Below are 23,722 nucleotides of genomic sequence, written 5' to 3'. Positions count from 1 at the left end.
TCTAACCTTTTACCACCAAATTTACAAGCTTTCCTTGCACATAAATTTCTTTTACAAGCTCTTTTCCTTCAAGCCATTTAGATACGGCTTCTTTAGCCGATTTTAAAATTTCAGCTTCGCTAGCATCGCTTGGCACTTCAACCTCGCCTCTTCTTTTGCCATTTACCGTAATGGCTAAATTTAGGCTATCTTTTTCAAACACCTCTTCTTTTATCTCAATAGTGCCAAAATTTGCTCTGTTAAATAAATTTTCGCTTAACTCGTTTGCGATATGAGGCACGATCGGCTCAAGCAAATTTAGTATGATAAAAAACGCTTCAGTAGTTACATCTTCGTTGCTTTGCGCATTTACCGCGTTTAAAGCCTCCATGCACGCAGCTATGAGGGTATTAAAAGTAAAGCTTTGAGTATATACCTCTTGAGATTTCTTAAGCGCCTCATAGACTTTTGCGCGAGCGTATTTTTCTTCTTTATTAAGCTCAGAGTGATTAATGTCAGGAATTTTAGAGCACTTCTTAACGCTTCCTGCTTTATCATAAAGCCTATTTAAAAATCTAAACGCACCTTCAACCGCGCTATCGTTCCATTCAAGCTCTTTTTGAGGAGGTGCGGCAAATAGTATAAACAGCCTTGCAGTATCGGCTCCGTAGTTTTTAATTATATCGTCAGGATCTACGACATTGCCCTTACTTTTGCTCATCTTTTTGCCGTCTTTTAACACCATTCCTTGAGTAAGCAGCCTCTCAAAAGGCTCATCATCGCGCAAATACCCAAGATCCCTAAGCGCCTTTTGAAAAAATCTCGCATATAAAAGATGTAGTATCGCATGCTCTATCCCGCCGATATACTGATCGACGTTCATCCAGTAATTTACGCTCTTTTCATCAAAGGCTTTTTCATTCCAAGTCTTATGATCGCTTGCATATCTGGCGAAATACCAGCTACTCTCAAAAAACGTATCCATAGTATCGGTTTCACGAATCGCATCACTGCCGCATTTTGGACACTTAGCATGCTTCCATTTTGGATGTTTATCAAGAGGATTGCCTTCGCCCGTTATCTCAACATCATCAGGTAAAGTTACGGGTAAATTTTTAATATCTTCGCAAACTACCCCGCACTTATCGCAATGAATCATAGGAATAGGCGCACCCCAATATCTTTGGCGAGAAATTCCCCAGTCGCGAATTTTAAAATTCACAACTCTTTTTCCGATTTTTTCGCTCTCAAATTTTTCTATAATCTTAAGCTTTGCTTCTTCATTATTTAGTCCATTTATAAGTGGCGAATTTATACAAATTCCGCTTTCGGTAAATGCTTTTGAGCTGTCTGCTTCGCTATCAATAGGCTTAATTACCCATTTAATAGGCAAGCTAAATTTACTAGCGAATTCAAAATCTCTCTCATCATGCGCAGGAACAGCCATAACAGCTCCGCTTCCATAGTCAGCCAAAACAAAATTCGCAACCCAAACAGGCACTTTATCGCCCGTTAAAGGATGAATTACGTAAATTCCTAAAAAGACACCGTCTTTTTCGCTTGCTTGGCGCTCTCTTGGGCTTTGATTTAGCATCGATTTTATTTTCTCATTTGCTTCATAGCTTAAATTTCCGCTCTCAAGTAGCTTTTTAACTATTTTGTGTTCAGGAGCAAGTGCAGTATAGCTAACTCCGTAAATAGTATCAGGACGAGTAGTAAAAACTTCAAATCCTTGAATTTCTCCGCCTAAAAGCTCTTTTGAAGCCTCATCAAGGCTAAATTTAAACTCTAGACCAAAGCTCTTTCCGATCCAGTTTTCCTGCATAGTGATTACTTGATTTGGCCACTTGTCTTTTAATTTTTCAAGATCGGCCAAAAGCTCCTCGGCATAATCGGTTATCTTTAGATAATACCCCGGCAACTCACGCTGGATCACGCTATTTCCGCATCTCCAGCAGCAGCCATCCTCAACCTGCTCGTTTGCAAGAACGGTTTGATCGTGCTCGCACCAATTCACCACGGCATTCTTGCGGTAAACAAGTCCCTTTTCATACATTTTGATGAAAAATTCCTGCTCGTATTTGGTGTAAAGCGGATCAGACGATGCAAATTCACGGTTTTTAGAAAATGAAAATCCAAGAGAGTGAAGCTCTTTTCTCATATAATCAATATTTTCATAAGTCCAAATTTTAGGATGAATTTTATGCTGTATAGCCGCATTTTCAGCAGGCATACCAAAGCTATCAAATCCTATCGGATGAAGCACGTTATAGCCTTGCTTTCTATAATATCTTGCCAGTACGTCGCCTATTGAGTAGTTTCTTACGTGCCCCATGTGGATACGTCCGCTTGGGTATGGAAACATGCTTAATATATATTTTTTAGGCAAGCTATAATCATCTTTTGGCTCAAATTCTTCATCTTTTAACCAAATTTCTTGCCATTTTTTCTCAATTTTTAAGGCGTCATACTTCAAATTTTCAGCCATTTTATCTCCTAAAATTCTTCTTGAGTCTTGCCTGCTTCAACCAGAACAAGCGAAAGTGAAAAAAAGTTTGCGATGGCAGCACCGATTGCAAGCGAATAAACAACGGTCATATTTCCTGTTGTTTGAAGCACTACAAACGCAGGTATAAGGTGCAAATCAGCCACAAGCGAACTAGCGAACAGTTCGGCTGATAAGACATTTTTTACACCGATTTTAAGCAGTGTAGAGACTAAATTTACGCTTGCCGCTACAAATAGCGCTATCTCGTTTTTGTCATACAAAAAGCCCGCCGTAGTCGTTAGACTCATCAGCGCGAAAAATATATAAACAACTTTTCCCCAGTTCATAAATCCTCCTTACACAACGCCTTTTTCAAACATAGCCCTATGTCGCTCTCGCTCTTTTCTTACTTTCATCTTTTCAGCCTCTTTGGCCCTATAGTTATCTACGCTAAACTTAAACCAAAGAAGTATCGGAGAAGCGATATAAATAGAGCTGATAGTACCTGCTAAAATTCCCACTATAAGCGCTAAGGCAAAGCCGTTTATCATGTCGCCGCCATAAAGGAATAATATAACAACGACAACCAAAGTCGTTCCTGAGGTTAATATAGTCCTTGAAAGAGTTGCAGAAACCGATTCGTTGATGATAACGTCAAGATCCGAGTTCTTACTGGTTTTAATACCCTCTCTAATGCGGTCAAATATGATAATAGTATCATTTAGCGAATATCCGACTACCGTAAGAATAGCCGCAAGAGTGTCTAAATTCACATCTATGCCAAAAAGACTAATAGCTCCAAGAGTAATTACAACGTCATGAATTTCAGAAGCGATCGCCGCCATCGCAAATCTCCACTCAAACCTAAACGCTATATAGAGTAAAATTCCCACAAGAGATATGCCGATAGCCATCATTCCTTTTTGTCTAAGCTCGCTTCCTACTTTTGGTCCTACGACATCTACACGGCGAATTTCAAATTTGCCCGTATCTTTAATAAGCTCACTTACACTAGCGCCCACGTCGCTTCCGATACTTGAATTTGAAGACGAAAATCTAATAACAACTTCGCTATCAGAGCCAAATTCGGTAACCGAAGCGTTTTTAAACGTCTCATCGGTAGCAAGTGCCGCCCTAATCTTATCAAGAGGCGCTTTGTCTTCATATTTTACTTGTATAAGCGTTCCGCCAGAAAAATCGATACCGTAGTTTAGCCCCTTGGTAACAAGCAAAAAAATCGAACCGAAAAACAAGATAGCGGAAAACGCAAGAGCAATATAACGCTTGCCCATAAAATCATAAACATGTGCTTTTGAAAAAATTTGCATTATTATCCTCTCTTGTAACCAAACCAAATTTGCGTATTGCCGCTTTTTTCTATCCTGTTCATAAGCGCGTCAAACATTCCGCGAGTACCGAGTATGGCGGTAAGCATGGAAGCTAGGATACCTATACTCATAGTTACGGCAAACCCCTTAACGGGACCCGTGCCGTATGCGTAAAGAACTGCAGATGTTATTAGGGTGGTTAAATTTGCGTCTATTATCGCACTCATGGCATTTTCATAGCCCTTTTTGACGCTTGCCGCTATACCGTGCCCATCTCGTAAAAATTCCCTTATACGCTCGTTTATAATTACGTTTGCGTCAACCGCCATACCTATGGTTAAAACCACGCCCGCCATGCCAGGCAGGGTTAAAGTGGCACCAAACATAGCCATAACAGCAACAAGTATCAAGATATTTGCGATCAGAGCAAAATTTGCCAAAATTCCCGCAAATCCGTAATAAACTATCATAAATAGCACTACAAGCACTCCTGCGCTTGCAAGAGCCGTCATACTTTGGTTTATACTATCAGCGCCCAAACTTGGCCCGATACTTCTTTTTTCAAGCATCTTTACGGGAGCTAAAAGCGCACCGCTTCTAAGAGCGATAGCCACGTCATGAGCTTCTTCTACGCTAAATCCGCCGCTTATCTGTCCGTTTCCTCCGCCTATGCGCTCATTTATAACAGGTGCGGAATAAACCTTGCCGTCAAGCACTATAGCAAGACGCTTGCCGACATTTGCACCCGTAAAATCACCAAAAATTCTAGCACCTTCGGCATTTAGCGTAAAGCTGATCACGGGAGCGTTCGTGCGCTGATCAAAAGCCACTCTGGCGTCAGTTAGCATAGAACCGTCAAGAACGGGGATATTTTTTACTGCGTATTTTTGTTGCTCATTTTTAACGTCAGGATAAACGATACTACCGTAGCTTTCGGCCTCTGCGGCGCTTAGAGTATTTGCCTGTGGTTGTCTTTTCTCATCAAGAGCCATCAGTTGCAAATGCGCCGCTTTTGCGATTAACTCTCTAGCGCGCTGCTCGTCGGCTTGTGTTTTTACGCCCGGAAGCTCTACAAGTATCTTTTCTTCGCCTTGTCTTGCCACGGTAGGTTCTGCCAAACCAAACTGATCAAGCCTATTTCTTATGGTTTCAACAGCTTGATTTATGGCATACTCTATTGTTTCAGCCTTTTCGCTATCACTTAGCCTTATGGTGTATTTGAGGGCTTCTTTGGTTACATCAAGCCCTTTTATCTCCTTAAGCATGTCATCTATCTTGCGCTGATCATCGCTATCTAAAAGCTCAAAATTTACATAATCTTGACGAATTTTGAAGTTATCTATCAGGATATCTTCTTTGCCTGCATAGTAGTTAATGCTTGAAGCGATTGATTTTACTTTAGAGTGTATCGCCTCCTCGGTCTCTACGCCAAGTAGCATATGAAGTCCGCCCTGAAGATCAAGCCCGAGGCTAATCTTAGCTCCGCCCATATCCTTAAAAAACGAAGGTGCGGAAAAGCCTATACCTAAAACCAAAGCGATGATAAATATAACGAGCCTATATGTTACCTTTGCGCTACGCATTGACTTTGGTCTCGATTTTTCTAGCGACAAACTCGCGTCCTATGCGCACTATTACATCGTCATTAAGTTTAACTTTGATAAAATCGTCTTCAGGTTTTATGACTTCACAATAAAGTCCGCCCGCAGTGATGATCTTATCGCCCTTTTCTAGGGCTGCAAGCATCTTTTGATGCTCTTTTTGCTGTTTTTGCTGCGGTCTGATAACCAAAAAGTAAAAAATCGCGAAAAGCACGATCAGAGGTAGTAATGAAGCTAAAAAATTGCCTTCTTGCATTGTATTCCTTAGTAAAAAATTTTTTAATCAAATATTTTAGCACTAAAATTATAAGAAAAGCCTTTTTTAGTGCATTTTTGATATCAAATTTTATATTTCTTTCGCTTTTTGATTCTGAAGTGCTAAATTTCATCTCGCCGTTTCTTGCCATTTTAGGCTTTTACCTACTTTTTAAATTCAATCGCTATGAGTTTTTTACGACAGGATTTTTCGTAGGAATTTTGTGGTTTTATTGGATCAGTTTTAGCCTTATTTATTACGACTTTGGCTATCTAATCCCGATTGAAATTTTATTTATTGGTATCGTGTATGGAGTTATGTTTTTTATCGCAGGAATTCCTAATCAAATTTGGCTTAAAGCGGTCTTACTTATTTTAATTTCAAATTTGCATCCTTTTAATTTCAACTGGCTAAATTTTGAGGTGATATTTGTTGTTGGAATTTTTAAGCCGAATTTATACGGGCTTGTTTTTGTATTTAGTGCGATTTTATCGCTGTTTTACATAAAAACCAAGCTTAAATTTTTAGCTTTCATCACGCTTTTACTTTTTGCTGTTCAGTATGATGATGCTAAAGCTAAAATTTTACCTTTTGAAGTAGCTCTTACAGCCACAAATGTCCCTCAAGCTTTAAAATGGGAAAAATCACTTAAAAACGAGTTTATAAATGAAAATTTAAAGATGATAGATGAGGCGATAAATGAGGGCAAAAGAGCTATAATTATGCCTGAGAGTGTATTTCCGACATTTATGACGCAGGAGCGAAATTTAACTGCCGAGCTTAAAGAGAAATCTCAAAAAATCGCTATCATCGCAGGCGCTCTTGCTTACGAAAATTCTCAAAGCTATAACTCGACTTTTTTCTTTGATAAAGGCGAAATGAAACGCTTTGATAAGCTTGTGCTAGTACCCTTCGGCGAAGAAATTCCACTTCCAAATTTTATGAAAAATTTGATAAATAAGCTCTTTTTTGGTGGCGGCAAGGACTTTAAAACCGCAAATTCGGTTAGCGATTATGAGATAGACGGAGTTAAAATTCGCAATGCGATTTGCTATGAAGCTACGCGAGACGAACTGTTTAAGGGTGAGTTTGACGTAATGATAGCCATCACAAACAACGGCTGGTTCGTGCCTTCAACAGAGCCAAATTTACAGCGCCTTTTGCTTAAATACTACTCAACCAAATATAATAAAACTATTTATCACAGCGTAAACGGCTCAAAAAGCGAGGTTATAACACCAAAAGAGAGTTTGATAAAGAAAATTTTGAATAGCAAATTTTAAGAAGTAAGATTTAAATTTTATATTCAAGACAGAATCAGAGTAGTTTAAAAGAAATTTTCTTGCCTACAAAGAGTCATACAGAGCAGTATGTTACTGAAGCAGGCTAAGAAAATTTATTCCAAGTCCGTTATTTATGAGGAATTAAAGCCTTAAACGTATCTATCGCGTCAAGTTTCTCCCAAGGATATTTAGCATTTCCGACTTGTCCTTTTGCGGCTACCTTTGCGTATAAAAACGTATCTTTGCCGGGTTTATCAAGTCCGAATTTATCCTTTATCCAGCGTGGAGTCAAAGAGAAATTTTCGCTTACAAAAGCAGATAATTTATCGTCATTTACGCCTTCTATATGCGTTCCCATAGTATCTACACTAACGGAAGTGGGCTTAGCAACTCCGATAGCGTAGCTTAGTTGCACTATGCACTTTTTAGCAAGTCCTGCAGCAACAATATTTTTAGCTATCCATCTAGCAGCATACAGTCCGCTACGATCAACTTTCGTATAGTCTTTTGAGCTTTGAGCACCGCCTCCTATCGGAGCGTATCCGCCAAAGCTATCTACGATAAGCTTTCTGCCTGTCAAGCCGCTATCGTGAAGCGAGCTGTGATTTACGTATCTGCCCGTAGGATTTATATAAATAAGTGTCTTTTCTTTTTTGTAAAGTTCTTTTGGTAAATTTGAGCCGTCTATAAGTTCTTGTACAAGAGCTCTAAGCTCTTCTATCTTCATTGTCTCTACGCAAGGAGCCGAAACCACTATGGTATGTATGCTTTCGGGCTTACAATTTTCAAAGTTATCCTTGGTGCCGTAATCAATAGTAACCTGAGTTTTGATATCAACTCCAAGCTTGTCGGGATTTGCTTTGGCAAATTTATACACTTTATCGCAAAGCATTCTTGCGTAAGTAATAGCCGCTGGCATATATTCGCTCGCTTCGCAACTTGCAAAACCAAACATTATGCCCTGATCGCCTGCCCCTATCTCGCCGCTAGCTTGATCTACGCCTTGATTGATATCGCTACTTTGCTGATTAATGCAAACTTTAACTTCGATATCATCAGGGTGCAAACACTGCTCTTTAGTGAAATTTGACTTGCCGTCATACCCTATTTTAGCTAGCGCATGTTTGACTATGGCTTCATAATCCTTAAAACTTAATTTTACTTTCGAATTTATCTCTCCGCCGATTATTACATTTTTGCCCGCTACAAAAACCTCGCTTGCGACTCTTCCGTTTGGATCTTGAGTCAAGATGGTATCCACGATGCTATCTGCTATGATATCTGCGCATTTATCAGGATGCCCCGGGCTTACGACTTCAGATGTAAATAGATACATATTTTTCCTTAAAATGGGTATTTTTAAAACTTTGAAATTGTAACATTTCAAAATAAAATCCATATTAATCGCTTAGAATTTGTTTAAAATTTCAGGTTTGTTTGCTATACTAGGCTTTTTCAAATTTAAATTTAAGGTAAACACATGAGTGCAGTTTGCAATATGGCAAGAAAATTTGCCGACGGAAACCTAATCGTTCAAATTCTAATCGGAATTCTTCTGGGCGCCGTTATAGGCTTTTGGGGTAATGCCCAAGTTGTTTCGGGCGGTGAATCTGCCGAACTTGCTAATAAAATCGTAAATTCCATCTCGATACTTGGAAGTTTATTTGTCGGTGCTTTAAAGGCAGTTGCACCTATCTTGATCTTCGTTCTTGTTGCAACTTCGATAATAACCAAAGACTTTGGCAACGCAAAAGGCATGCAAAAAGTCGTTGTTTTATATCTTATTAGTACATTTTTAGCAGCTTGCGTTGCTGTTGCGACTAGTTTTCTTTTTCCTGTCGAACTTGTGCTAAAAGGGATTGAGAGTGCTGCCATGAGCGCACCTCAAAACGTAGTTGATGTCTTAAAAGATCTTATGTTTAAGATAGTTCAAAACCCTCTTCAAGCTATAGCTACGGGTAACTATATAGGCATCATCGCTTGGGCTGTGGGCGGTGGTATAGCTATGAGAGGATGCTCGGCTGAAACTAAAAAAGTATTTTCAGACGTAAGCGAGGGGGTTACTAAGATAGTAAGATTTGTTATTCGTTTAGCACCTTTTGGTATCTTTGGACTTGTTGCCATCAGTATACACGAAACAGGGTTTGAGGCTCTTAAAGGCTACTTCAAGCTAATAGCCGTGCTTGTAGGAGCCATGCTTGTAGTTGCATTTATCGTTAATCCGATTATAGCTTTTGTGGTAACTAAGAAAAATCCTTTCCCTCTTATCATGACTTGCATCAAAGAAAGTGCCGTAACGGCGTTTTTCACAAGAAGTTCGGCTGCAAACATCCCTGTAAATATCGCGCTTTGCAAAAAACTTGGTCTTAAAGAGGAGCTTTACTCTATCTCTATCCCGCTTGGAGCTACTATAAATATGGCCGGAGCTGCCGTTACTATCAGTATCCTTGCGCTTGCTGCAGTTAATTCGATACCTGAGATAACGGTAACATTCGGAGACGCCTTGCTTCTTAGCTTTATCTCGGCTATCGGAGCTTGCGGAGCTTCTGGTGTTGCGGGCGGATCGCTTCTTCTTGTGCCTCTTGCTTGCGCACTTTTTGGAATTTCAAACGATATCGCGATGCAAGTAGTTGCGATAGGATTTATCATCGGAGTTATACAAGACTCGGTTGAAACTGCGGTAAATAGCTCTTCTGACGTTGTATTTACGGCTATCGCTTCACAAACTACAGAATAAATCTTTAATAAATTTAGCGTCTTTTTGGCGCTAAATTTCCTCTTTGAACTATAACTTTTATAAATTTAAGACAAATTTTGTGTAAAATACTCTAAAAATTTTAAGGAAAATATATGACGAGTTGGGATCTAAAACCTCTTTTTAAGGATGAAAAAGAGCTTGAAAAATCAGCATTAAACTTAAAAAAAGAGTGTGAAAAATTTGAAAAAACTTATTCGGATAAATTTGCAAATTTAAATACAAATGAATTTTTAAAAGCGTTTAGCGAATATGAAAAACTGCTTGCTAAAATTTCAAAAGTTATGACTTATGCCTTTTTAGTATTTGCTAAAGACACTTCAAAAGGAGCGTTTTACGCTAAATTTGAAGAGATTGCTACAAAGGCTCAAGAAAATTTGCTCTTTTTTGAGATCAAATTTAACGAATTTGAAGATGAAAAACAACAAGAGATTATAAAAGCTTCAAAAACTCATGGATACTATTTAAGCAATCTCGCCAAGTCAAAGGCTCATCAGCTGAGCTTAAAAGAAGAGCAGGTCTTGCTTCGCACTGCAAATACGGGAAGAGACGGCTTTGCAAGACTATTTGACGAAACAATGAGTAATCTTAAATTTAAATTCAAAAATGAGCTTTTAAGCGAAGAGCAAATTTTAAGCAAGCTTCACGATAAAGATAGAAGCGTGCGAAAGCTTGCGGCAAAATCATTAAGCGATACGCTAGCTAAAAATCAGCATTTGCTTGGATACATATATAATATGATAAAAACAAGCCTAAAAACAAGCTGCGAGCTACGCAAATACAAAAGCGCCGAAGAGCCAAGACACGAAAGCAACCAGATCACAAAGCAAAGCGTAGATGCGCTCATAAAAACAGCTGAGAAAAATTTTAATTTAGTTAGTAAATTTTATGAAAAGAAGCGTAAAATTTTAGGCTATAAAAAGCTTTATGATTACGATAGATACGCACCTCTTGAAGGAGACGGCGAGTATAAATTCGACAAATGCAAACAGATAGTTTTAAAAGCGTTTAACGACTTTAGTCCCGAATTTGCAAAGATCGCCAAAAGAGCGTTTGAAGAAGGCTGGTGCGATGTCTATCCTACGCCAAACAAGCGCGGAGGAGCATTTAGCCACTCAGGCTCAAGCGACGCTCATCCTTATGTGCTGCTAAATCACACGGACGGCAGAAGAGATCTTTTTACCTTGGCTCACGAGCTGGGTCATGCTATACATCAGCATTTATCTTACAAGGTAGGCTACTTAAATTCGGATACGCCGCTTACTACGGCCGAGACCGCATCGGTATTTTGCGAGATGCTTGTGTTTGACTACATCAAGAAAGATTTAAGCGATAAAGACAAAATTTCACTTCTGGCAGGAAAGATAGAAGATATATTTGCCACGCTTTATCGCCAGATAAATTTTACTACTTTCGAGCGCAGAGTTCATGCGTATGAAGGTGAAATTTCACTTGAGGAGCTAAACAAAATTTGGCTTGAAGAGAGCAAAAAGATGTTTGGCAAAAGCGTTACCTTAAATGATTATTATAAAATTTGGTGGAGCTATATACCGCACTTCATACACTCGCCGTTTTATTGTTATGCCTACTCTTATGCGCAGCTTTTAGTTCTTGCGATATTTGGACTTTACAAAAGCGGAAAATGCAAAAATTTCGTGGAAATTTATACTGAATTTTTAAGTCTTGGCGGAAGTATGAGCCCAAAAGATATGGTTGCAAAATTTGGCTTTGATATAGAGAGCGAGAAATTTTGGGATATCGGCATAAAAGAGGTTAAGAAGCTTGTTGATGAATTTGAGGAGTTAAAATGCTAGAGGATATCTTAGACGACGAGAAATTCGGACTACTTATGAAAATGCACGTTTATGAGTGCATTGATTATCTTTTGCAAAACGATCAGCCGTTTTCCGTGATGGCAAATTTGGACTTGGTTAAATTTAATCCCGAACTACCCACAGAGATAAGCTCGGTGTTTAGGCCTCCGGTGATAGTTTTTACACTTGACGGATATACGTTTCAAAGCGCAAGACTTAGTGGGGATGAGCTTAGCTTTGAAGCGGGTTTTGGGGCGGATAATTTCGCCTCTTTCGTTAGTTTTCCGCTTGGTGCGATAGTTCAAATTTTGGTTGAAAACAGCCCGATTTTAATAAATTTTGCAATTCATAAAGAAAAAGAAAACAAAAACAAAACGGAAAAATCCATGTCAATGTTCATGTCAAATCCAAAAAATAGAGAGCTTTTTAAGAAATAAAGCTTTTCTATTTGCTTTTATACTAACACAAAATAAAATTTCATATTTTATCCGACATAAATAATATATTTAATATGTGTTTAAACTAATATTTATTATCATTGTCTGCTTTATAATAACGAATATTGTAATTACAAATTTTATCAACTTCAAAAAGGCTTAATATATGGGAAAACTTAAATTTTCATTAGTCGCTCTAGCCATCTTGGGAATGGGCTTAAATTTACAAGGGGAGGACAAAAATGTAGATCAAGTGGAGTTAGGAGGGGTAACTATAACAGATAGTCCTGAAGACGATCCTTTACAAAAGAAAGTCGGAGAGATCAAAAAAAGTAGTAAAACATTAACCAAAGAGCAGGTTTCAGATACAAGGGATTTGGTTAGATATGAAACCAGTGTAAGCGCGGTTGAGAAAGGTCGTTTTGGAGCCAGTGGATATTCCATCAGAGGAGTTGATGAAAACCGCGTCGCGATAACGGTGGACGGTCTGCGTCAAGCTGAAACGATAAGCTCACAAGGATTTAAAGAGTTATTTGAAGGATATGGCAACTTTAATAACACAAGAAACGGAGTTGAGATAGAAAATTTAAAACAAGCTACTATATCAAAAGGCGCGGATTCTGTTAAAGTCGGCAGTGGCTCTCTTGGCGGATCTGTTATGTTTGAAACAAAAGACGCGAGGGATTTTTTAATAGAAAAAGATTGGTTTTATGGTTTTAAAGGTGGATATTCAACAGAAAACAACCAATTTATGCAATCTCATACTTTAGCAGCCAGGCTTAAAATGTTTGACATACTTTTTATAAAGACTAAACGAAATGGAAAAGAGTTTGAAAACTATGGATACAAAGGATATGACGGACTAAGACTTGGAAAAGAAAGAGAGAAATCAGACCCTTATAAAATTTCAAAAAATAGCACTCTCCTTAAGTTATCTTTTAATCCGAACGAAACAAATCGTATCTCCCTAATGTACGATAATTCAAAAACATCGTCAATAGGAGAAGATTTATCATACAATTTAATTGCAGAATATGAAAAAGATGATAAAAAAGCGATAAGACACACAAACGATAAAACAAGTAGAAAAAATGTCTCCTTTGGCTATGAAAATTTTGACGAAACTCCTATTTGGGATACTTTTAAAATAAATTTTTCAAATCAAAAAATACAAACAAGAGCAAGAAATGATGATTACTGTGTAGGCGATAAATGTACGGACATATCAAATCCTAGCGGAATACACTTTAATAAAGAAGGACATTTGGTAGACAAAAATGGAGTCAAAGTAGCAAAAAAGCAAAAAAATTCTGACTCACAACCTGACTTAGTGGATGCCCACGGAAATATTTTAGCAACAGGTAAGCAGTTTAAAGAATATAGAGGAAACGAGGTATATATAAACTGCAAATTTTACGATTGTTCAAAAGGGTTGTCCGTCTTAAAAAGAAGTTATAGCAACCCTGTGATTGAGCATGTCGAACTTATTCCATATACAGAAAACAAAAACTATGCTCAGATAAAAAATCCATCTAGTTATTATGTAGCACTTCCAAATCAGCCGGGGCATCTAACAAATCTTTGGAAAGAGAGGGATTTAAATACAGATACTAAACAACTTGATTTTGAGGCAAGCAAATCTTTTGAAACCAAATCCATAGAGCATACATTGACTTACGGAGGACTTTACTCTCACTCTCAAAAAAACATGGTTAATAAAACAGGTACAAACTACAAGAATCATCAGTGGTGGAATAAGATGTTTGCTGGTTTATCCATAAAAGGTCCGACTCCCGTATTTGACGAATGTACCATGGCATCCGGAGGAGATAAGTGTCCTATAACAATGCCTGAAGAATCTTTTTTAATTCCCGTCAAGACAAAAAATGGATCTTTTTACATAGGAGATGAAATTCAAGTTAATAACTATGTCAGTTTTGATTTTACATACAGATTTGACAAGATAAAACATAGACCAAACTACATCCCTGGTTCAACTCCAAAAATTCCAAACGATATGGTAAAAGGAATATTTGTGCCTCTAAAAACCTTACCGCCGGCAGTATCAGAGTATGATAGACCTACAAAAAACTGGAGATACGGATCTACAAACTATGCTACAGGAGAATTTACATTTGATCCAGGTAAAGAGGAGCAGTTTAATAAAGACTTAGCAGAATTTGAGAAAAAATTTAAAGTCTACAAGGATGCAAAGCATTACAACGATGTAATAAATCCTCAAGAAAACATCGCTCATATAGCTCGACCAAAAGAGTTTCGAGAACACACATACTCTTTGGCTGCGACAATAGATCCTCTTGATTATTTCAGAATGCAGTTCAAATATGCAAAAGGCTTTAGGGCTCCCACGTCAGATGAAATTTACTTTACTTTTAAACATCCTGATTTTACGGTGCTCCCAAATTTAGGATTAGAACAAGAAATCGCCAAGACAAAAGAGGTAGCATTTACTCTGCACAATAGTCCAAGTTTTGTAAGATTAAATTTGTTTGAAAGCAGATATAAAAATTTCTTAGACCTTGAATTTATAGGCAGAGCAAATTTTGATAATGCGGGGAATTTAGCCATAAAAGAGGAAAATGGAAAGATCAAAATTTTACCGGGCGGTCGAGGGAAGCAATTTTCTATATGGCAAAATGTAAATAAATCACAAGCTCTCGTTAGAGGATTTGAAATAGAATCAAAACTATTCTTGGATCAAATTTATAAACCGTTACACGGATTTAGTGCAGGTATAAAATACTCTTACCAAAAAGGAAGAGTTCAAGACGATGAAGGCAAAATGGTGCCAATGAATGCTATACAGCCTCACACTGCAATATATACACTCGGCTATATTTCACCAAATGAAAAATTTGGAGCAGATTTATATATCTCAAGAGTGTCAGCTAAAAAGAAAACGGAAACATACAACATGTTTTGGAAGGAAGAAGGGAAAAAAGACAGTTATCTGAAGTGGAGAAGTAACGGATATACCACAATAGACATGATAGCTTTTTATAGTCCAATCAAAAACTTAACTTTGAGATTCGGTGCCCACAATATCACTAATGAAAAATATCTGACTTGGGAAAGTGCAAGATCCATAAGACCTTTCGGAACAAGCAATTTAATAAATCAAGATACAGGAAAAGGAATAAATAGATTTTACGCACCTGGAAGAAACTTCAAATTTACATTTGAATTTACGTTTTAGTTAGTAAGTAGAAGTATAGTAGGTTTTAAACCTACTATACTTTATTAATCAAAACTCAAAGCCGTTTTTAATCTTTATAAAGTTATTCAAGACATCTTCATTTTCCTTAAGAGCAGCAGCATAAACCGTTCTTACAAGCTTTATCTTATTCATTTTAATTTCAAACAACTTTCCGCTTTTAATATGCTCTTCAACCAAAAATCTTGGCACAAACGTTACATAATCATCTGCAAAGTTGTTTAGTATCGCTCGTTGAACCATTATTGAGCCGTCAAGCAAATAAGCGCTTTTCAAATCGGCATAATTAATACCGTATTTGCTAAAAAAGTCGTTTAAATAAGACTTGGTTCTATCTTTAATAAATTTAAATTTATAAAGCTCCTCAAGCTTGACGCTATCTACGAGTTTTTTGTTTGAGACCAAGATAATTTCGTAGTCAAAGAGCTTTTTAGTAATCAAATTCTCATCAAGCGACTGCTCCAAGATGATACAGATATCGCTTCTTCTGTCTTTTAAATGTGCGATCAGTTCGTTTTGTTCTTTTATCCTTATATCAAGCTCGGCGTCAATCACTTCTAAAATTTTATCAAGCATAAGCGGCATAAAAGTCTCGCCTATGAGCTGTGTAGTTGAGATAACAAGAGGCGCTTTATCGTTTTTTATATGAGAAATTTCATCCTTAAACCTAAACATTGCGTTTTCAAAGCGAAGACAGAGTTTGTAAAATTTTTCACCCTCTCTGGTTAAGATTATGCCGTTTTTCTTACGCATTATAAGAGTTACTTTTAAGATTTCCTCAAGCTTTTTGATCTGTAAAGTAACTGCCGGTTGAGAGATACCAAGGGATTTTGAAGCTTTTGAAAAGCTTCTTTCTTTGACTATCTCCATAAAAGTGTAAATTTTACTAAAATCGTTAATCATACTCTTGTTCTCTTTTCTTTTTTTAAGATAACATAATATTATTAAGAAAAATTATAATATCACGCATCGAATAATTATAGTAATAAATACTAAAATTACACTGAAATAGATATTAAAAACGCTGATTTTTAAGGTTGTTGTGTTACAATCTAAATACACTAAATATATTTCTTGGAAATTTAATGGAAAAATTTTTAAAATCTTTAAATGACAAACAAAGAGAAGCGGCAACTCATTTAGACGGCGCTATGCTTATACTTGCAGGCGCAGGAAGCGGCAAAACAAAAACGATAACCACTCGCCTTGCATATCTTATAAGCGAAGTAGGTATAGATCCTGCAAATACCCTTACGCTTACTTTTACAAACAAAGCCGCAAACGAAATGCGAACAAGAGCCATAAATATGCTTGGCGAAAATAGTAAAAATTTAACTCCCCTGCTTTGCACCTTTCATAAATTCGGGCTTTTGTTCTTAAAATTTTATATAGATAATCTTAATCGCAAAAATAGCTTCGTAATAATTGATACCGATGATAAAAAAAGAATTTTAAAAAGCTTTGAAAGCCAAATTCCAACCCCTGCCCTATCAAGCGAAATTTCAAATTTTAAAAACTCTCTTTTAAGTGTTGAGGATGTATTTGCAAATTTAAGCCTTTATAGTGACACGTCCAAAAACAAAGACGGATACTATCTTAAGATCGCAAATTCATACAAACAATACGAAGAGTATCTAAGCTCAAACAATCTTGTTGATTTTGACGATTTACTCTGCCTAACCTATAAAATTTTAGATCAAAACGAAGGCTTGGCTGACGAAATTTCCAAAAGATACCGCTATATAATGGTAGATGAGTACCAAGACACAAACGATTTGCAGTATAAGCTACTTCGCAAGCTATGTAAAACTCACGAAAATATCTGCGTAGTAGGCGATGATGATCAAAGCATCTATGGTTGGCGAGGCGCAAAGATAGAAAATATCTTAAATTTCAAAGATCAATTTAAAAACACGAAAATAGTAAGGCTAGAGCACAACTACCGCTCCACAAGTGCGATTTTAAAAGCTGCAAACGAGCTCATAGATCACAACAGGAACCGCCTTGGAAAGAAGCTTGTAAGCACCAAAGAAGCAGGCGAAGAGATAGTGTTTCTGGAGTCAAACGATGAGAGTATGGAAGCTAGCAAGATAGCAAAGCATATAAAAGATCTCTTAAATAAAGGCGTAGACGCAAGCGATATAGCCGTTTTGTACCGCATAAACGCCCTTTCTCGCTCGCTTGAAGAGGGTCTTAATAAAGAAAAAATCCCCTACAAAATGGTCGGCGGAGTGAAATTTTATGAAAGAGCCGAAGTTAAAGACGTCATCAGCTACTTAAGGCTTATCACAAATGAAAACGATGATTTTTCAATCAAGCGTATTATAAATCGCCCTAAACGCGGACTTGGCAAAGTAAGTCTAGCCAAAATAGAAAAGATAGCCTACGAAAACAAAATTTCCATTTTTGAAGCGATTTTAAATTTAGATGAAAAAGATGAAGCGTTTAGCAAAAAAATCATATCCGCACTTAACGAATTTGTCCTAAATTTAAAAGATCTGAAAGAGTGCGACTCTTTATATGAGCTCATAGATAAGCTTGAAGCGAAATTCGGTATCAAAAAATACTACGAAAGCCTGCCTGACGGAGCTGAAAGAGTAGCAAACATCGATGAATTTTATGCGATGATAAAAGATCAGATAAAGCAAAATCCAAATTTCGAGCTTGAAGAATTTTTAAACGAACTAACTCTTCAAAGCGAGCAAGACGGCATAAGCGAAGACGCCATATCAATCATGAGCATACACGCAAGCAAAGGGCTTGAATTTGATCATCTTTTCGTAATCGGTCTTGAGGAGGGATTTTTCCCGCTAATCGGCGAAGGAAGCGACATAGAAGAGGAGCGAAGACTGGCTTACGTAGCCATAACAAGAGCCAAAAAAACGCTCACGCTAAGCTGCGTAAATTCAAGATTTTACAAAGGACAGCGCACAAGACTTGAAAGAAGCAGGTTTTTAAATGAAGCGGGCGTATGCTCCGGAAGCATTATAATCCAAACGCAAACTTCAAACGAATATAAAAAAGGCGATTTGGTAAAACATAAAATTTTCGGCATAGGTCGCGTTACCGGCGTTAGTAAAGTCAAAAAAGAGCTCAAACTCAGCATAAATTTCGGCGGCATAGAGCGTGATATCATGTCAAGCTTCGTTGAAAAAGTCGTATGAACGCGATTTTTGTTGCAAATAAACCCATAGGAGTTAGCTCAAACCGCTTTTTAACACGCTTAAAGCGTAAATATGGCGTGAAAAAGGCAGGCTTTTCAGGCACTCTTGATCCTTTTGCAAGCGGGTGTCTTTTAGTAGCACTCGGAAGCTATACTAGATTTTTTAACTACATAAATAAAACGCCAAAAGTTTACATAGCTACTATTTGGTTTGGGGCACAAAGCGAGAGTCTGGATAATGAAAATATAAGCGAAGTAAAAAACGTAAAAAAGCTAAATTTAAGCGACATAAAGCGAATTTTAAGCGATTTAACGGGAGAGATAGCTTACACTCCGCCAAAATTTAGCGCAAAACATATAAACGGCACAAGAGCCTATAAACTCGCTCGCGAAGGAGTGGAATTTAAGCTTAAAGAGCAGATCATGAGAGTATATGAAGCTCAAATTTTAAGCTATATGCATCCGTTTTTAACGGTAAAGCTAAGTGTAAATGAAGGCTCATACATCCGATCTTACGCACAAATTTTAGCCTCAAAACTAGGTCAAAAAGCTACGCTTAGCGCGCTTCATAGACAAAGCGAAGGCGGGCTAAAATTTGAAAACGAAAAATTCCTCAATCCTCTTGAAATTTTAAACCTACCGCGCAATGAATACCTAGGCGATACAAGAGACTTAATGGACGGCAAGAAGCTAAATGCGGCGGATTTCAAAGAGAGAGAAAATAAAATATATTTAATATCTTTTGATAAATTTTTAAGCATCATTGAGATAAAAGATCAAACGGTTACGTACCGATTAAACAAGGCTAAACTATGCTAATACTTTCAAGGAAAGAAGATGAGAGCATACTTCTTGGTAAGGATATCAAGATCACGGTCGTTGGCATATCAAAAAGCGGCGTTAAGCTTGGTATAGAGGCTCCTAAAAATATGATTATACTACGCTCCGAGCTTGCTCAGGAGGTTGCAAGCAAAAATAAAGAGGCTATAAATTTAGCCGATGATGCAAGTCTAAGCGAGCTTAGTAAAAAAATACAAAAATGAAAAGCTTTGCAAAGATAAATATCTTTTTAAAAGTTATCGGAACCAGAGGAAACTATCATGAGATAGTTTCTAGGTTTGTGCTTTGGCGCAGGCTTTTTGACGATATAAATTTCGTTCGCTCGGACAAATTTAGCGTAGAATGCAATAATCAAAACATAAAAAACAATATAGTCTTAAAAGCAAAAGAAGCACTTGAAAACGCAGGCTTTAAAGACGAGCTTAATGAATTCTTTAGCTCGCATAAAGTCATAATCAATAAAAACATCCCGATAGGCGCAGGACTTGGCGGCGGAAGCAGTAACGCAGCGACATTTTTAAAGATGACAAACGAGGAGCTTAATTTAAAAATTCCACGCGAAAAACTTTACAAGATAGCCGAGCAAATCGGAGCTGACGTGGCGTTTTTCGTAAGCGATTTTGAGGCTGCAAACGTAAGCGGCATAGGCGAAGTGATAGAGGAATTTAAAGATGAAATTCCAAGTTTAGAGCTATTTACTCCTGAAATTTTCGCTTCAACTCCTGCGGTTTATAGCGAATTTAGAGCAAATTTTATAAACAGGTTAGACGCAAATTTAGCGAACAAAATGTCAAATTTGACTAGCGAGCAACTGCTTGCAGGCTATAAAAACAGCGAACTAAACGATCTTTATGCACCATGCTTTAAGCTTTATCCGCAAATGCAAAAATATAAAGATATGTTTTTAAGCGGAAGCGGAAGCAGCGTGTTTTGTTTGAAATGAGAGAAAAATGGGCAAGGACTTAGCAAAAAATAAAAAAGCGCTTCATGATTTTACTATACTTGAAACTTTTGAAGCGGGTATCGTACTAAAAGGTAGCGAAGTAAAGGCTTTGCGCGCAGGAAGGGCAAATCTAAAAGACAGCTTCGTGCGTGTGATAAAAGGCGAGATGTTTCTGCTAAACGCTCACATCAGCCACTTGGATACGACGCATTCGCACTTTAGACCCGATGAAAGAGCGCCAAGGAAGCTTTTAATGCACAAAAAGCAGATAGATAAGCTGTTTGGTGCGGTTACGCAAGAGGGGCTAACGCTGGTTGCGCTGGTACTTTATCTAAACGATAAAAATATAGTTAAAGTAAAAGTCGCTCTTGCAAAAGGTAAAAATTTGCACGATAAGCGCGAAAGTCTCAAAAAACGCGAAGCCGATAAAGAGGCTCGTGCCGCCATGAAAAGATATATCTAGCCTTGCAAATTTGAGCGTTTTTTCGTAAAATCTATAAAAACTAAAAAAAGGAAAGAGATGAAAAAGATATTTGTAGCGCTTTTATGTGCGCTATTTTTAGTGGGTTGTGGCAAAGAGGATGAGAGCGCAAAAGCTCCTAAAAAAATAGAAGGATACAAAACAGGCGAAGAGATTAAGCTTACAAGCGTATTTGGCAAGGAGCTAACTCTAAAAAGAGTTGATGGCGGATTTGTGATAAAAGGCGATGAAAGCAAAATCATTATGTTTGATATTTTTGGAACTTTTTGTCCGCCATGCCAAAAAGAAGCGCCTGAACTTATGGATTATCAGCTTAAAAACGACAAAGATTTCATACTTATCGGACTTACTCATTTTGAAAACGTAACAAACGAGTACGTAATCGAAAATTTCGCACAAAAATACAACGCTTACTATTTTATATCAAACGATATGCCTATAAATGACAAGATAAGCGCGCAACTGCTTGAAGACATCAAATATCCACGTCTTGAATCGGTGCCGATTAAAATGGTGCTTAAAAACGGCATTTATCAAACACTAACCGATATCGGAAGTGGGAATTTCGGAGTGCCTTACTATCTTGGCGGAATTCACATGGGCAAGCTTGAAAAGGATATGGAGCGCATTAGAAATGCCAACTAAAACAGGCAAGCAAGAACACGAATTTACAAGCCTAAAAGACAAGTTGGAGTTTCCGAAGAAATTTAAAGTCATCTTGCTAAACGATGATGTTACGAGTATGGATTTTGTGGTTGATGTATTAACGCAAATTTTTCATCATAGTGCCCAAAACGCTATAACGATAATGCTTAAAGTGCACAATGAAGGAAGTGCGATTTGTGGAGTGTATCCTAAGGAAATCGCACTCAGTAAGCAAGAAGACGTGCGCAAAGCTGCGATTGGCGCCGGGTATCCTTTAAAAGTAAAGGTTGAGGAGGAGTAATGCTGGATTCAAATTTAAGCTATTTTTTAGAAAAAGCGGAGCAGTTTGCTTACTCGAATTCTCACGAATACTTAACTAGCGAGCACATACTCTTCGTGCTTATAAATCTAAACGAAGAGAGCAGAGATATACTCATAGCAGCTGGTCTTAACGATATAGAGTCTCTTAAAAACGACCTAAAAAAATATCTTTCGCAAAATAACGAGCGCATAACGCCGGTTAAGCATCCTCGCATGACCCTTTTGCTGGAGCAAATTTTCAAAGAGCTTGGCGATGAGGTAAAAACTCAAAATAAAAATATCGGAATAAAAGATCTGCTCTATAAAATCGCTACAAGCAAGGATAGCTTTTGTGCAAAAGCGCTTGAATTTTATGGAGTTGAAGCGGATAAGCTAAAACAAGAACAAGCAGAAAAGAGCGATAAAGCTCAAAATTTATCAAAATTCTCTATAAATTTAACCGATCTTGCAAGAGAGGGCAAGATAGATCCGCTTATCGGAAGAGAAGTTGAACTTGAACGCATGATGCAAACCTTAAGCCGCAGAAAGAAAAACAATCCCTTGCTTGTAGGAGAAGCGGGTGTCGGAAAAACTGCCATAGTTGAGGGCTTAGCGCTTAAGATTGCAAATAAACAAGTGCCCGATAAGCTTCAGGATGTGCAAATTTTCGCTCTTGACTTGGGCGCTATGATAGCAGGCACAAAATATAGAGGTGACTTTGAAAAACGCCTAAAAGACGTGATAGATGAGGCAAGCGAGCAAGAAAACGCGATAATCTTTATAGATGAAATTCACACGATCATAGGCGCGGGCTCTACAAGCGGCGGAAGCCTTGATATGTCAAATTTACTAAAACCCGCCCTTGCAAGCGGTGCTATTCGCTGCATCGGCGCTACTACTTATGCGGAATACAGAAGCTTTTTCGAGAAAGAAAAAGCTCTCTCAAGACGCTTTGCAAAGCTTGACGTAGAAGAGCCCAGCATAGATGAGAGCTTTGAAATTTTAAAAGGGCTTAGAAGTAAATACGAGAAATTTCACGGTGTAAAATATAGCGATGAAATTTTAAAACTAAGCGTGGAGTTGGCTAAAAAATATATAAACGATAGATTTTTACCCGATAGCGCCATTGATCTGGTAGATGAAGTCGGAGCCAGCCTCTCGCTAAAACAAGCCAAAAATACCAAGGTCAAACAAAGCGATATAACCGCGGTCGTAAGCAAGATAGCAAACATCCCTGATACAAATTTAAAGACTGACAATATCTCATTTCTTAAAAATTTAGAAAGCAAACTCAAGGCTGAAATTTTCGGTCAGGATAGCGCGGTTAAAACTCTAGCCGATGCGATCAAACGCTCATACGCCGGGCTTAAAAACCCAACCTCTCCCATCGGAGTGTTTTTATTTACAGGCTCAAGCGGAGTCGGTAAAAGCGAGCTAGCCATATCGCTGGCAAGAAATTTAGGCATAAATTTCGAGCGCTTTGACATGAGCGAATACATGGAAAAACATAGCGTTTCAAGACTCATCGGAGCGCCTCCGGGGTATGTCGGCTTTGAAGGTGGAGGCATGCTTACAAATGCTATCAAAAAGCATCCTTATAGCGTGATATTATTTGACGAGATAGAAAAGGCAAACGACGAGCTTGTGAACGTATTTTTACAAATTTTTGATAGTGCAAGCCTAACCGACAATACCGGCGCAAAGAGCGATTTTAGAAATACCATCATCATAATGACATCAAATTTAGGCTCAAAAGAGGCTCCTAAAATGGGCTTTAGCAAGGATGAAAGCGGCAAAGCAGATAGTGCGGTTAAAAATTTCTTTAGCCCGGAATTTAGAAATAGAATCGACGCAATAGTGCATTTTAACGACCTAAACGAAAATGTGCTAGCCCTCATAACTCAAAAGATACTAGATGAGATAAGCGCAAGCTTGCAAGATAAAAAAGTGGTCATCAAAGCCGACATGAAAGCCAAAAAATACCTTTGGGAAAAAGGATACAGCAAGGAATTTGGCGCTAGAAATCTAAAGCGCGTGGTCCAGGATGAAATTTCAACCAAGCTTAGCGAGGAAATTTTGTTTGGCAAGCTTAAAAACGGCGGTGTTTTAAATATCGGTGTAAAAGACGGCAAATTAGATTTTAAATTTGATAAATTAGCAAAATAAAACAGATA

General features: G+C 37.8%; 20 protein-coding genes. 13 read left to right on the top strand and 7 right to left on the bottom strand.

From position 1 onward, the window contains the following. Position 1: 1 nt before the first annotated feature. Genes leuS through yajC form a run of 5 tightly spaced genes read right to left on the bottom strand, consistent with a single transcriptional unit; the run spans position 2 to position 5,652 of the window. On the bottom strand, positions 2 to 2,467 hold the full coding sequence (gene leuS, locus ACHJH3_RS03840) for a leucine--tRNA ligase (RefSeq protein WP_407063650.1): 2,466 nt from the start codon (positions 2,465 to 2,467) through the stop codon (positions 2 to 4). A gap of 8 nt (positions 2,468 to 2,475) precedes the next feature. Then, positions 2,476 to 2,814, bottom strand: coding sequence for a DUF6394 family protein (locus ACHJH3_RS03835; RefSeq protein WP_173030845.1), 339 nt, complete (start codon positions 2,812 to 2,814; stop codon positions 2,476 to 2,478). 9 nt (positions 2,815 to 2,823) lie between these two features. Further along, positions 2,824 to 3,795, bottom strand: a complete 972-nt coding sequence (secF, locus tag ACHJH3_RS03830) for a protein translocase subunit SecF (protein ID WP_407063649.1) — start codon at positions 3,793 to 3,795, stop codon at positions 2,824 to 2,826. Positions 3,796 to 3,797: 2 nt separating this feature from the next. Beyond that, positions 3,798 to 5,378 (bottom strand): protein translocase subunit SecD, encoded by a 1,581-nt coding sequence (gene secD, locus ACHJH3_RS03825; protein ID WP_407063648.1) that lies wholly within the window; start codon positions 5,376 to 5,378, stop codon positions 3,798 to 3,800. After that, a complete protein-coding gene (gene yajC / locus ACHJH3_RS03820) occupies positions 5,371 to 5,652 on the bottom strand; it encodes a preprotein translocase subunit YajC (RefSeq protein WP_169942038.1) in 282 nt (93 codons plus the stop codon). The genes secD and yajC overlap by 8 nt, the downstream gene beginning before the upstream one ends. Here yajC and ACHJH3_RS03815 point away from each other — a divergent pair. Continuing rightward, positions 5,625 to 6,935: an apolipoprotein N-acyltransferase gene (locus ACHJH3_RS03815; RefSeq protein WP_407063647.1), complete on the top strand. Its 1,311-nt coding sequence runs from the start codon at positions 5,625 to 5,627 to the stop codon at positions 6,933 to 6,935. The two genes, yajC and ACHJH3_RS03815, sit on opposite strands and share 28 nt — an antisense overlap. Positions 6,936 to 7,062: 127 nt before the next feature. On the opposite strand, the gene metK is transcribed toward ACHJH3_RS03815, so the two are convergent. After that, on the bottom strand, positions 7,063 to 8,271 hold the full coding sequence (metK, locus tag ACHJH3_RS03810; RefSeq protein WP_407063646.1) for a methionine adenosyltransferase: 1,209 nt from the start codon (positions 8,269 to 8,271) through the stop codon (positions 7,063 to 7,065). Positions 8,272 to 8,415: 144 nt separating this feature from the next. On the opposite strand from metK, the gene sstT reads away from it, so the two are divergent. From sstT to ACHJH3_RS03790, 4 genes are all read left to right on the top strand, one after another. After that, positions 8,416 to 9,672 carry a serine/threonine transporter SstT gene (gene sstT / locus ACHJH3_RS03805; protein WP_407063645.1) on the top strand — a complete coding sequence of 419 codons (1,257 nt, stop codon included), beginning with the start codon at positions 8,416 to 8,418 and terminating at the stop codon, positions 9,670 to 9,672. A gap of 113 nt (positions 9,673 to 9,785) precedes the next feature. Continuing rightward, the gene (locus tag ACHJH3_RS03800) at positions 9,786 to 11,504 is read left to right on the top strand and encodes a M3 family oligoendopeptidase (RefSeq protein ID WP_407063644.1); all 1,719 of its coding nucleotides are present in this window, start codon (positions 9,786 to 9,788) and stop codon (positions 11,502 to 11,504) included. Beyond that, a complete protein-coding gene (locus ACHJH3_RS03795) occupies positions 11,498 to 11,941 on the top strand; it encodes a hypothetical protein (protein ID WP_407063643.1) in 444 nt (147 codons plus the stop codon). The genes ACHJH3_RS03800 and ACHJH3_RS03795 overlap by 7 nt, the downstream gene beginning before the upstream one ends. A 166-nt stretch (positions 11,942 to 12,107) precedes the next feature. Continuing rightward, positions 12,108 to 15,158: a TonB-dependent hemoglobin/transferrin/lactoferrin family receptor gene (locus tag ACHJH3_RS03790; RefSeq protein WP_407063642.1), complete on the top strand. Its 3,051-nt coding sequence runs from the start codon at positions 12,108 to 12,110 to the stop codon at positions 15,156 to 15,158. A 48-nt stretch (positions 15,159 to 15,206) separates the two neighbouring features. Here the strand turns inward: ACHJH3_RS03790 and ACHJH3_RS03785 are convergent, their stop codons facing one another. Beyond that, entirely contained in the window at positions 15,207 to 16,079 is an 873-nt protein-coding gene (locus ACHJH3_RS03785) for a LysR family transcriptional regulator (protein ID WP_407063641.1), read from the bottom strand. Positions 16,080 to 16,261: 182 nt separating this feature from the next. On the opposite strand from ACHJH3_RS03785, the gene ACHJH3_RS03780 reads away from it, so the two are divergent. From ACHJH3_RS03780 to ACHJH3_RS03745, 8 genes are read left to right on the top strand one after another with little or no spacing between them, the layout of a single operon-like run. Next, a complete protein-coding gene (locus ACHJH3_RS03780; protein WP_407063640.1) occupies positions 16,262 to 18,340 on the top strand; it encodes an ATP-dependent helicase in 2,079 nt (692 codons plus the stop codon). Continuing rightward, positions 18,337 to 19,158 (top strand): tRNA pseudouridine(55) synthase TruB, encoded by an 822-nt coding sequence (gene truB, locus ACHJH3_RS03775; protein ID WP_407063639.1) that lies wholly within the window; start codon positions 18,337 to 18,339, stop codon positions 19,156 to 19,158. The genes ACHJH3_RS03780 and truB overlap by 4 nt, the downstream gene beginning before the upstream one ends. Continuing rightward, entirely contained in the window at positions 19,152 to 19,382 is a 231-nt protein-coding gene (csrA, locus tag ACHJH3_RS03770) for a carbon storage regulator CsrA (protein WP_173030833.1), read from the top strand. The genes truB and csrA overlap by 7 nt, the downstream gene beginning before the upstream one ends. After that, positions 19,379 to 20,122, top strand: a complete 744-nt coding sequence (locus ACHJH3_RS03765) for a 4-(cytidine 5'-diphospho)-2-C-methyl-D-erythritol kinase (RefSeq protein ID WP_407063638.1) — start codon at positions 19,379 to 19,381, stop codon at positions 20,120 to 20,122. Before csrA ends, ACHJH3_RS03765 begins: the two co-directional genes overlap by 4 nt. A 7-nt stretch (positions 20,123 to 20,129) precedes the next feature. Continuing rightward, positions 20,130 to 20,585 carry an SsrA-binding protein SmpB gene (gene smpB / locus ACHJH3_RS03760; RefSeq protein ID WP_172200569.1) on the top strand — a complete coding sequence of 152 codons (456 nt, stop codon included), beginning with the start codon at positions 20,130 to 20,132 and terminating at the stop codon, positions 20,583 to 20,585. 57 nt (positions 20,586 to 20,642) lie between these two features. Next, entirely contained in the window at positions 20,643 to 21,248 is a 606-nt protein-coding gene (locus tag ACHJH3_RS03755; protein ID WP_407063637.1) for a thioredoxin domain-containing protein, read from the top strand. Beyond that, positions 21,238 to 21,549, top strand: a complete 312-nt coding sequence (locus ACHJH3_RS03750) for an ATP-dependent Clp protease adaptor ClpS (protein WP_173030830.1) — start codon at positions 21,238 to 21,240, stop codon at positions 21,547 to 21,549. The genes ACHJH3_RS03755 and ACHJH3_RS03750 overlap by 11 nt, the downstream gene beginning before the upstream one ends. Further along, entirely contained in the window at positions 21,549 to 23,714 is a 2,166-nt protein-coding gene (locus ACHJH3_RS03745; RefSeq protein ID WP_407063636.1) for an AAA family ATPase, read from the top strand. The genes ACHJH3_RS03750 and ACHJH3_RS03745 overlap by 1 nt, the downstream gene beginning before the upstream one ends. The last annotated feature ends 8 nt before the right edge of the window (positions 23,715 to 23,722 follow it).

The sequence above is a fragment of the Campylobacter canis genome, assembly GCF_045504005.1.
GTDB lineage: Bacteria > Campylobacterota > Campylobacteria > Campylobacterales > Campylobacteraceae > Campylobacter_A > Campylobacter_A canis.
Note: the sequence above shows the minus strand (reverse complement) of the source record. Positions and strands in the feature narration are given on the sequence as shown.

What these genes read in the sequence shown, in the direction of transcription:
- leuS (WP_407063650.1), bottom strand. Translation starts at nt 2,467, where the DNA reads ATGGCTGAAAATTTGAAGTATGACGCCTTAAAAATTGAGAAAAAATGG.
- ACHJH3_RS03835 (WP_173030845.1), bottom strand. Translation starts at nt 2,814, where the DNA reads ATGAACTGGGGAAAAGTTGTTTATATATTTTTCGCGCTGATGAGTCTA.
- secF (WP_407063649.1), bottom strand. Translation starts at nt 3,795, where the DNA reads ATGCAAATTTTTTCAAAAGCACATGTTTATGATTTTATGGGCAAGCGT.
- secD (WP_407063648.1), bottom strand. Translation starts at nt 5,378, where the DNA reads ATGCGTAGCGCAAAGGTAACATATAGGCTCGTTATATTTATCATCGCT.
- ACHJH3_RS03815 (WP_407063647.1), top strand. Translation starts at nt 5,625, where the DNA reads ATGAAGCTAAAAAATTGCCTTCTTGCATTGTATTCCTTAGTAAAAAAT.
- yajC (WP_169942038.1), bottom strand. Translation starts at nt 5,652, where the DNA reads ATGCAAGAAGGCAATTTTTTAGCTTCATTACTACCTCTGATCGTGCTT.
- metK (WP_407063646.1), bottom strand. Translation starts at nt 8,271, where the DNA reads ATGTATCTATTTACATCTGAAGTCGTAAGCCCGGGGCATCCTGATAAA.
- sstT (WP_407063645.1), top strand. Translation starts at nt 8,416, where the DNA reads ATGAGTGCAGTTTGCAATATGGCAAGAAAATTTGCCGACGGAAACCTA.
- ACHJH3_RS03800 (WP_407063644.1), top strand. Translation starts at nt 9,786, where the DNA reads ATGACGAGTTGGGATCTAAAACCTCTTTTTAAGGATGAAAAAGAGCTT.
- ACHJH3_RS03795 (WP_407063643.1), top strand. Translation starts at nt 11,498, where the DNA reads ATGCTAGAGGATATCTTAGACGACGAGAAATTCGGACTACTTATGAAA.
- ACHJH3_RS03790 (WP_407063642.1), top strand. Translation starts at nt 12,108, where the DNA reads ATGGGAAAACTTAAATTTTCATTAGTCGCTCTAGCCATCTTGGGAATG.
- ACHJH3_RS03785 (WP_407063641.1), bottom strand. Translation starts at nt 16,079, where the DNA reads ATGATTAACGATTTTAGTAAAATTTACACTTTTATGGAGATAGTCAAA.
- ACHJH3_RS03780 (WP_407063640.1), top strand. Translation starts at nt 16,262, where the DNA reads ATGGAAAAATTTTTAAAATCTTTAAATGACAAACAAAGAGAAGCGGCA.
- truB (WP_407063639.1), top strand. Translation starts at nt 18,337, where the DNA reads ATGAACGCGATTTTTGTTGCAAATAAACCCATAGGAGTTAGCTCAAAC.
- csrA (WP_173030833.1), top strand. Translation starts at nt 19,152, where the DNA reads ATGCTAATACTTTCAAGGAAAGAAGATGAGAGCATACTTCTTGGTAAG.
- ACHJH3_RS03765 (WP_407063638.1), top strand. Translation starts at nt 19,379, where the DNA reads ATGAAAAGCTTTGCAAAGATAAATATCTTTTTAAAAGTTATCGGAACC.
- smpB (WP_172200569.1), top strand. Translation starts at nt 20,130, where the DNA reads ATGGGCAAGGACTTAGCAAAAAATAAAAAAGCGCTTCATGATTTTACT.
- ACHJH3_RS03755 (WP_407063637.1), top strand. Translation starts at nt 20,643, where the DNA reads ATGAAAAAGATATTTGTAGCGCTTTTATGTGCGCTATTTTTAGTGGGT.
- ACHJH3_RS03750 (WP_173030830.1), top strand. Translation starts at nt 21,238, where the DNA reads ATGCCAACTAAAACAGGCAAGCAAGAACACGAATTTACAAGCCTAAAA.
- ACHJH3_RS03745 (WP_407063636.1), top strand. Translation starts at nt 21,549, where the DNA reads ATGCTGGATTCAAATTTAAGCTATTTTTTAGAAAAAGCGGAGCAGTTT.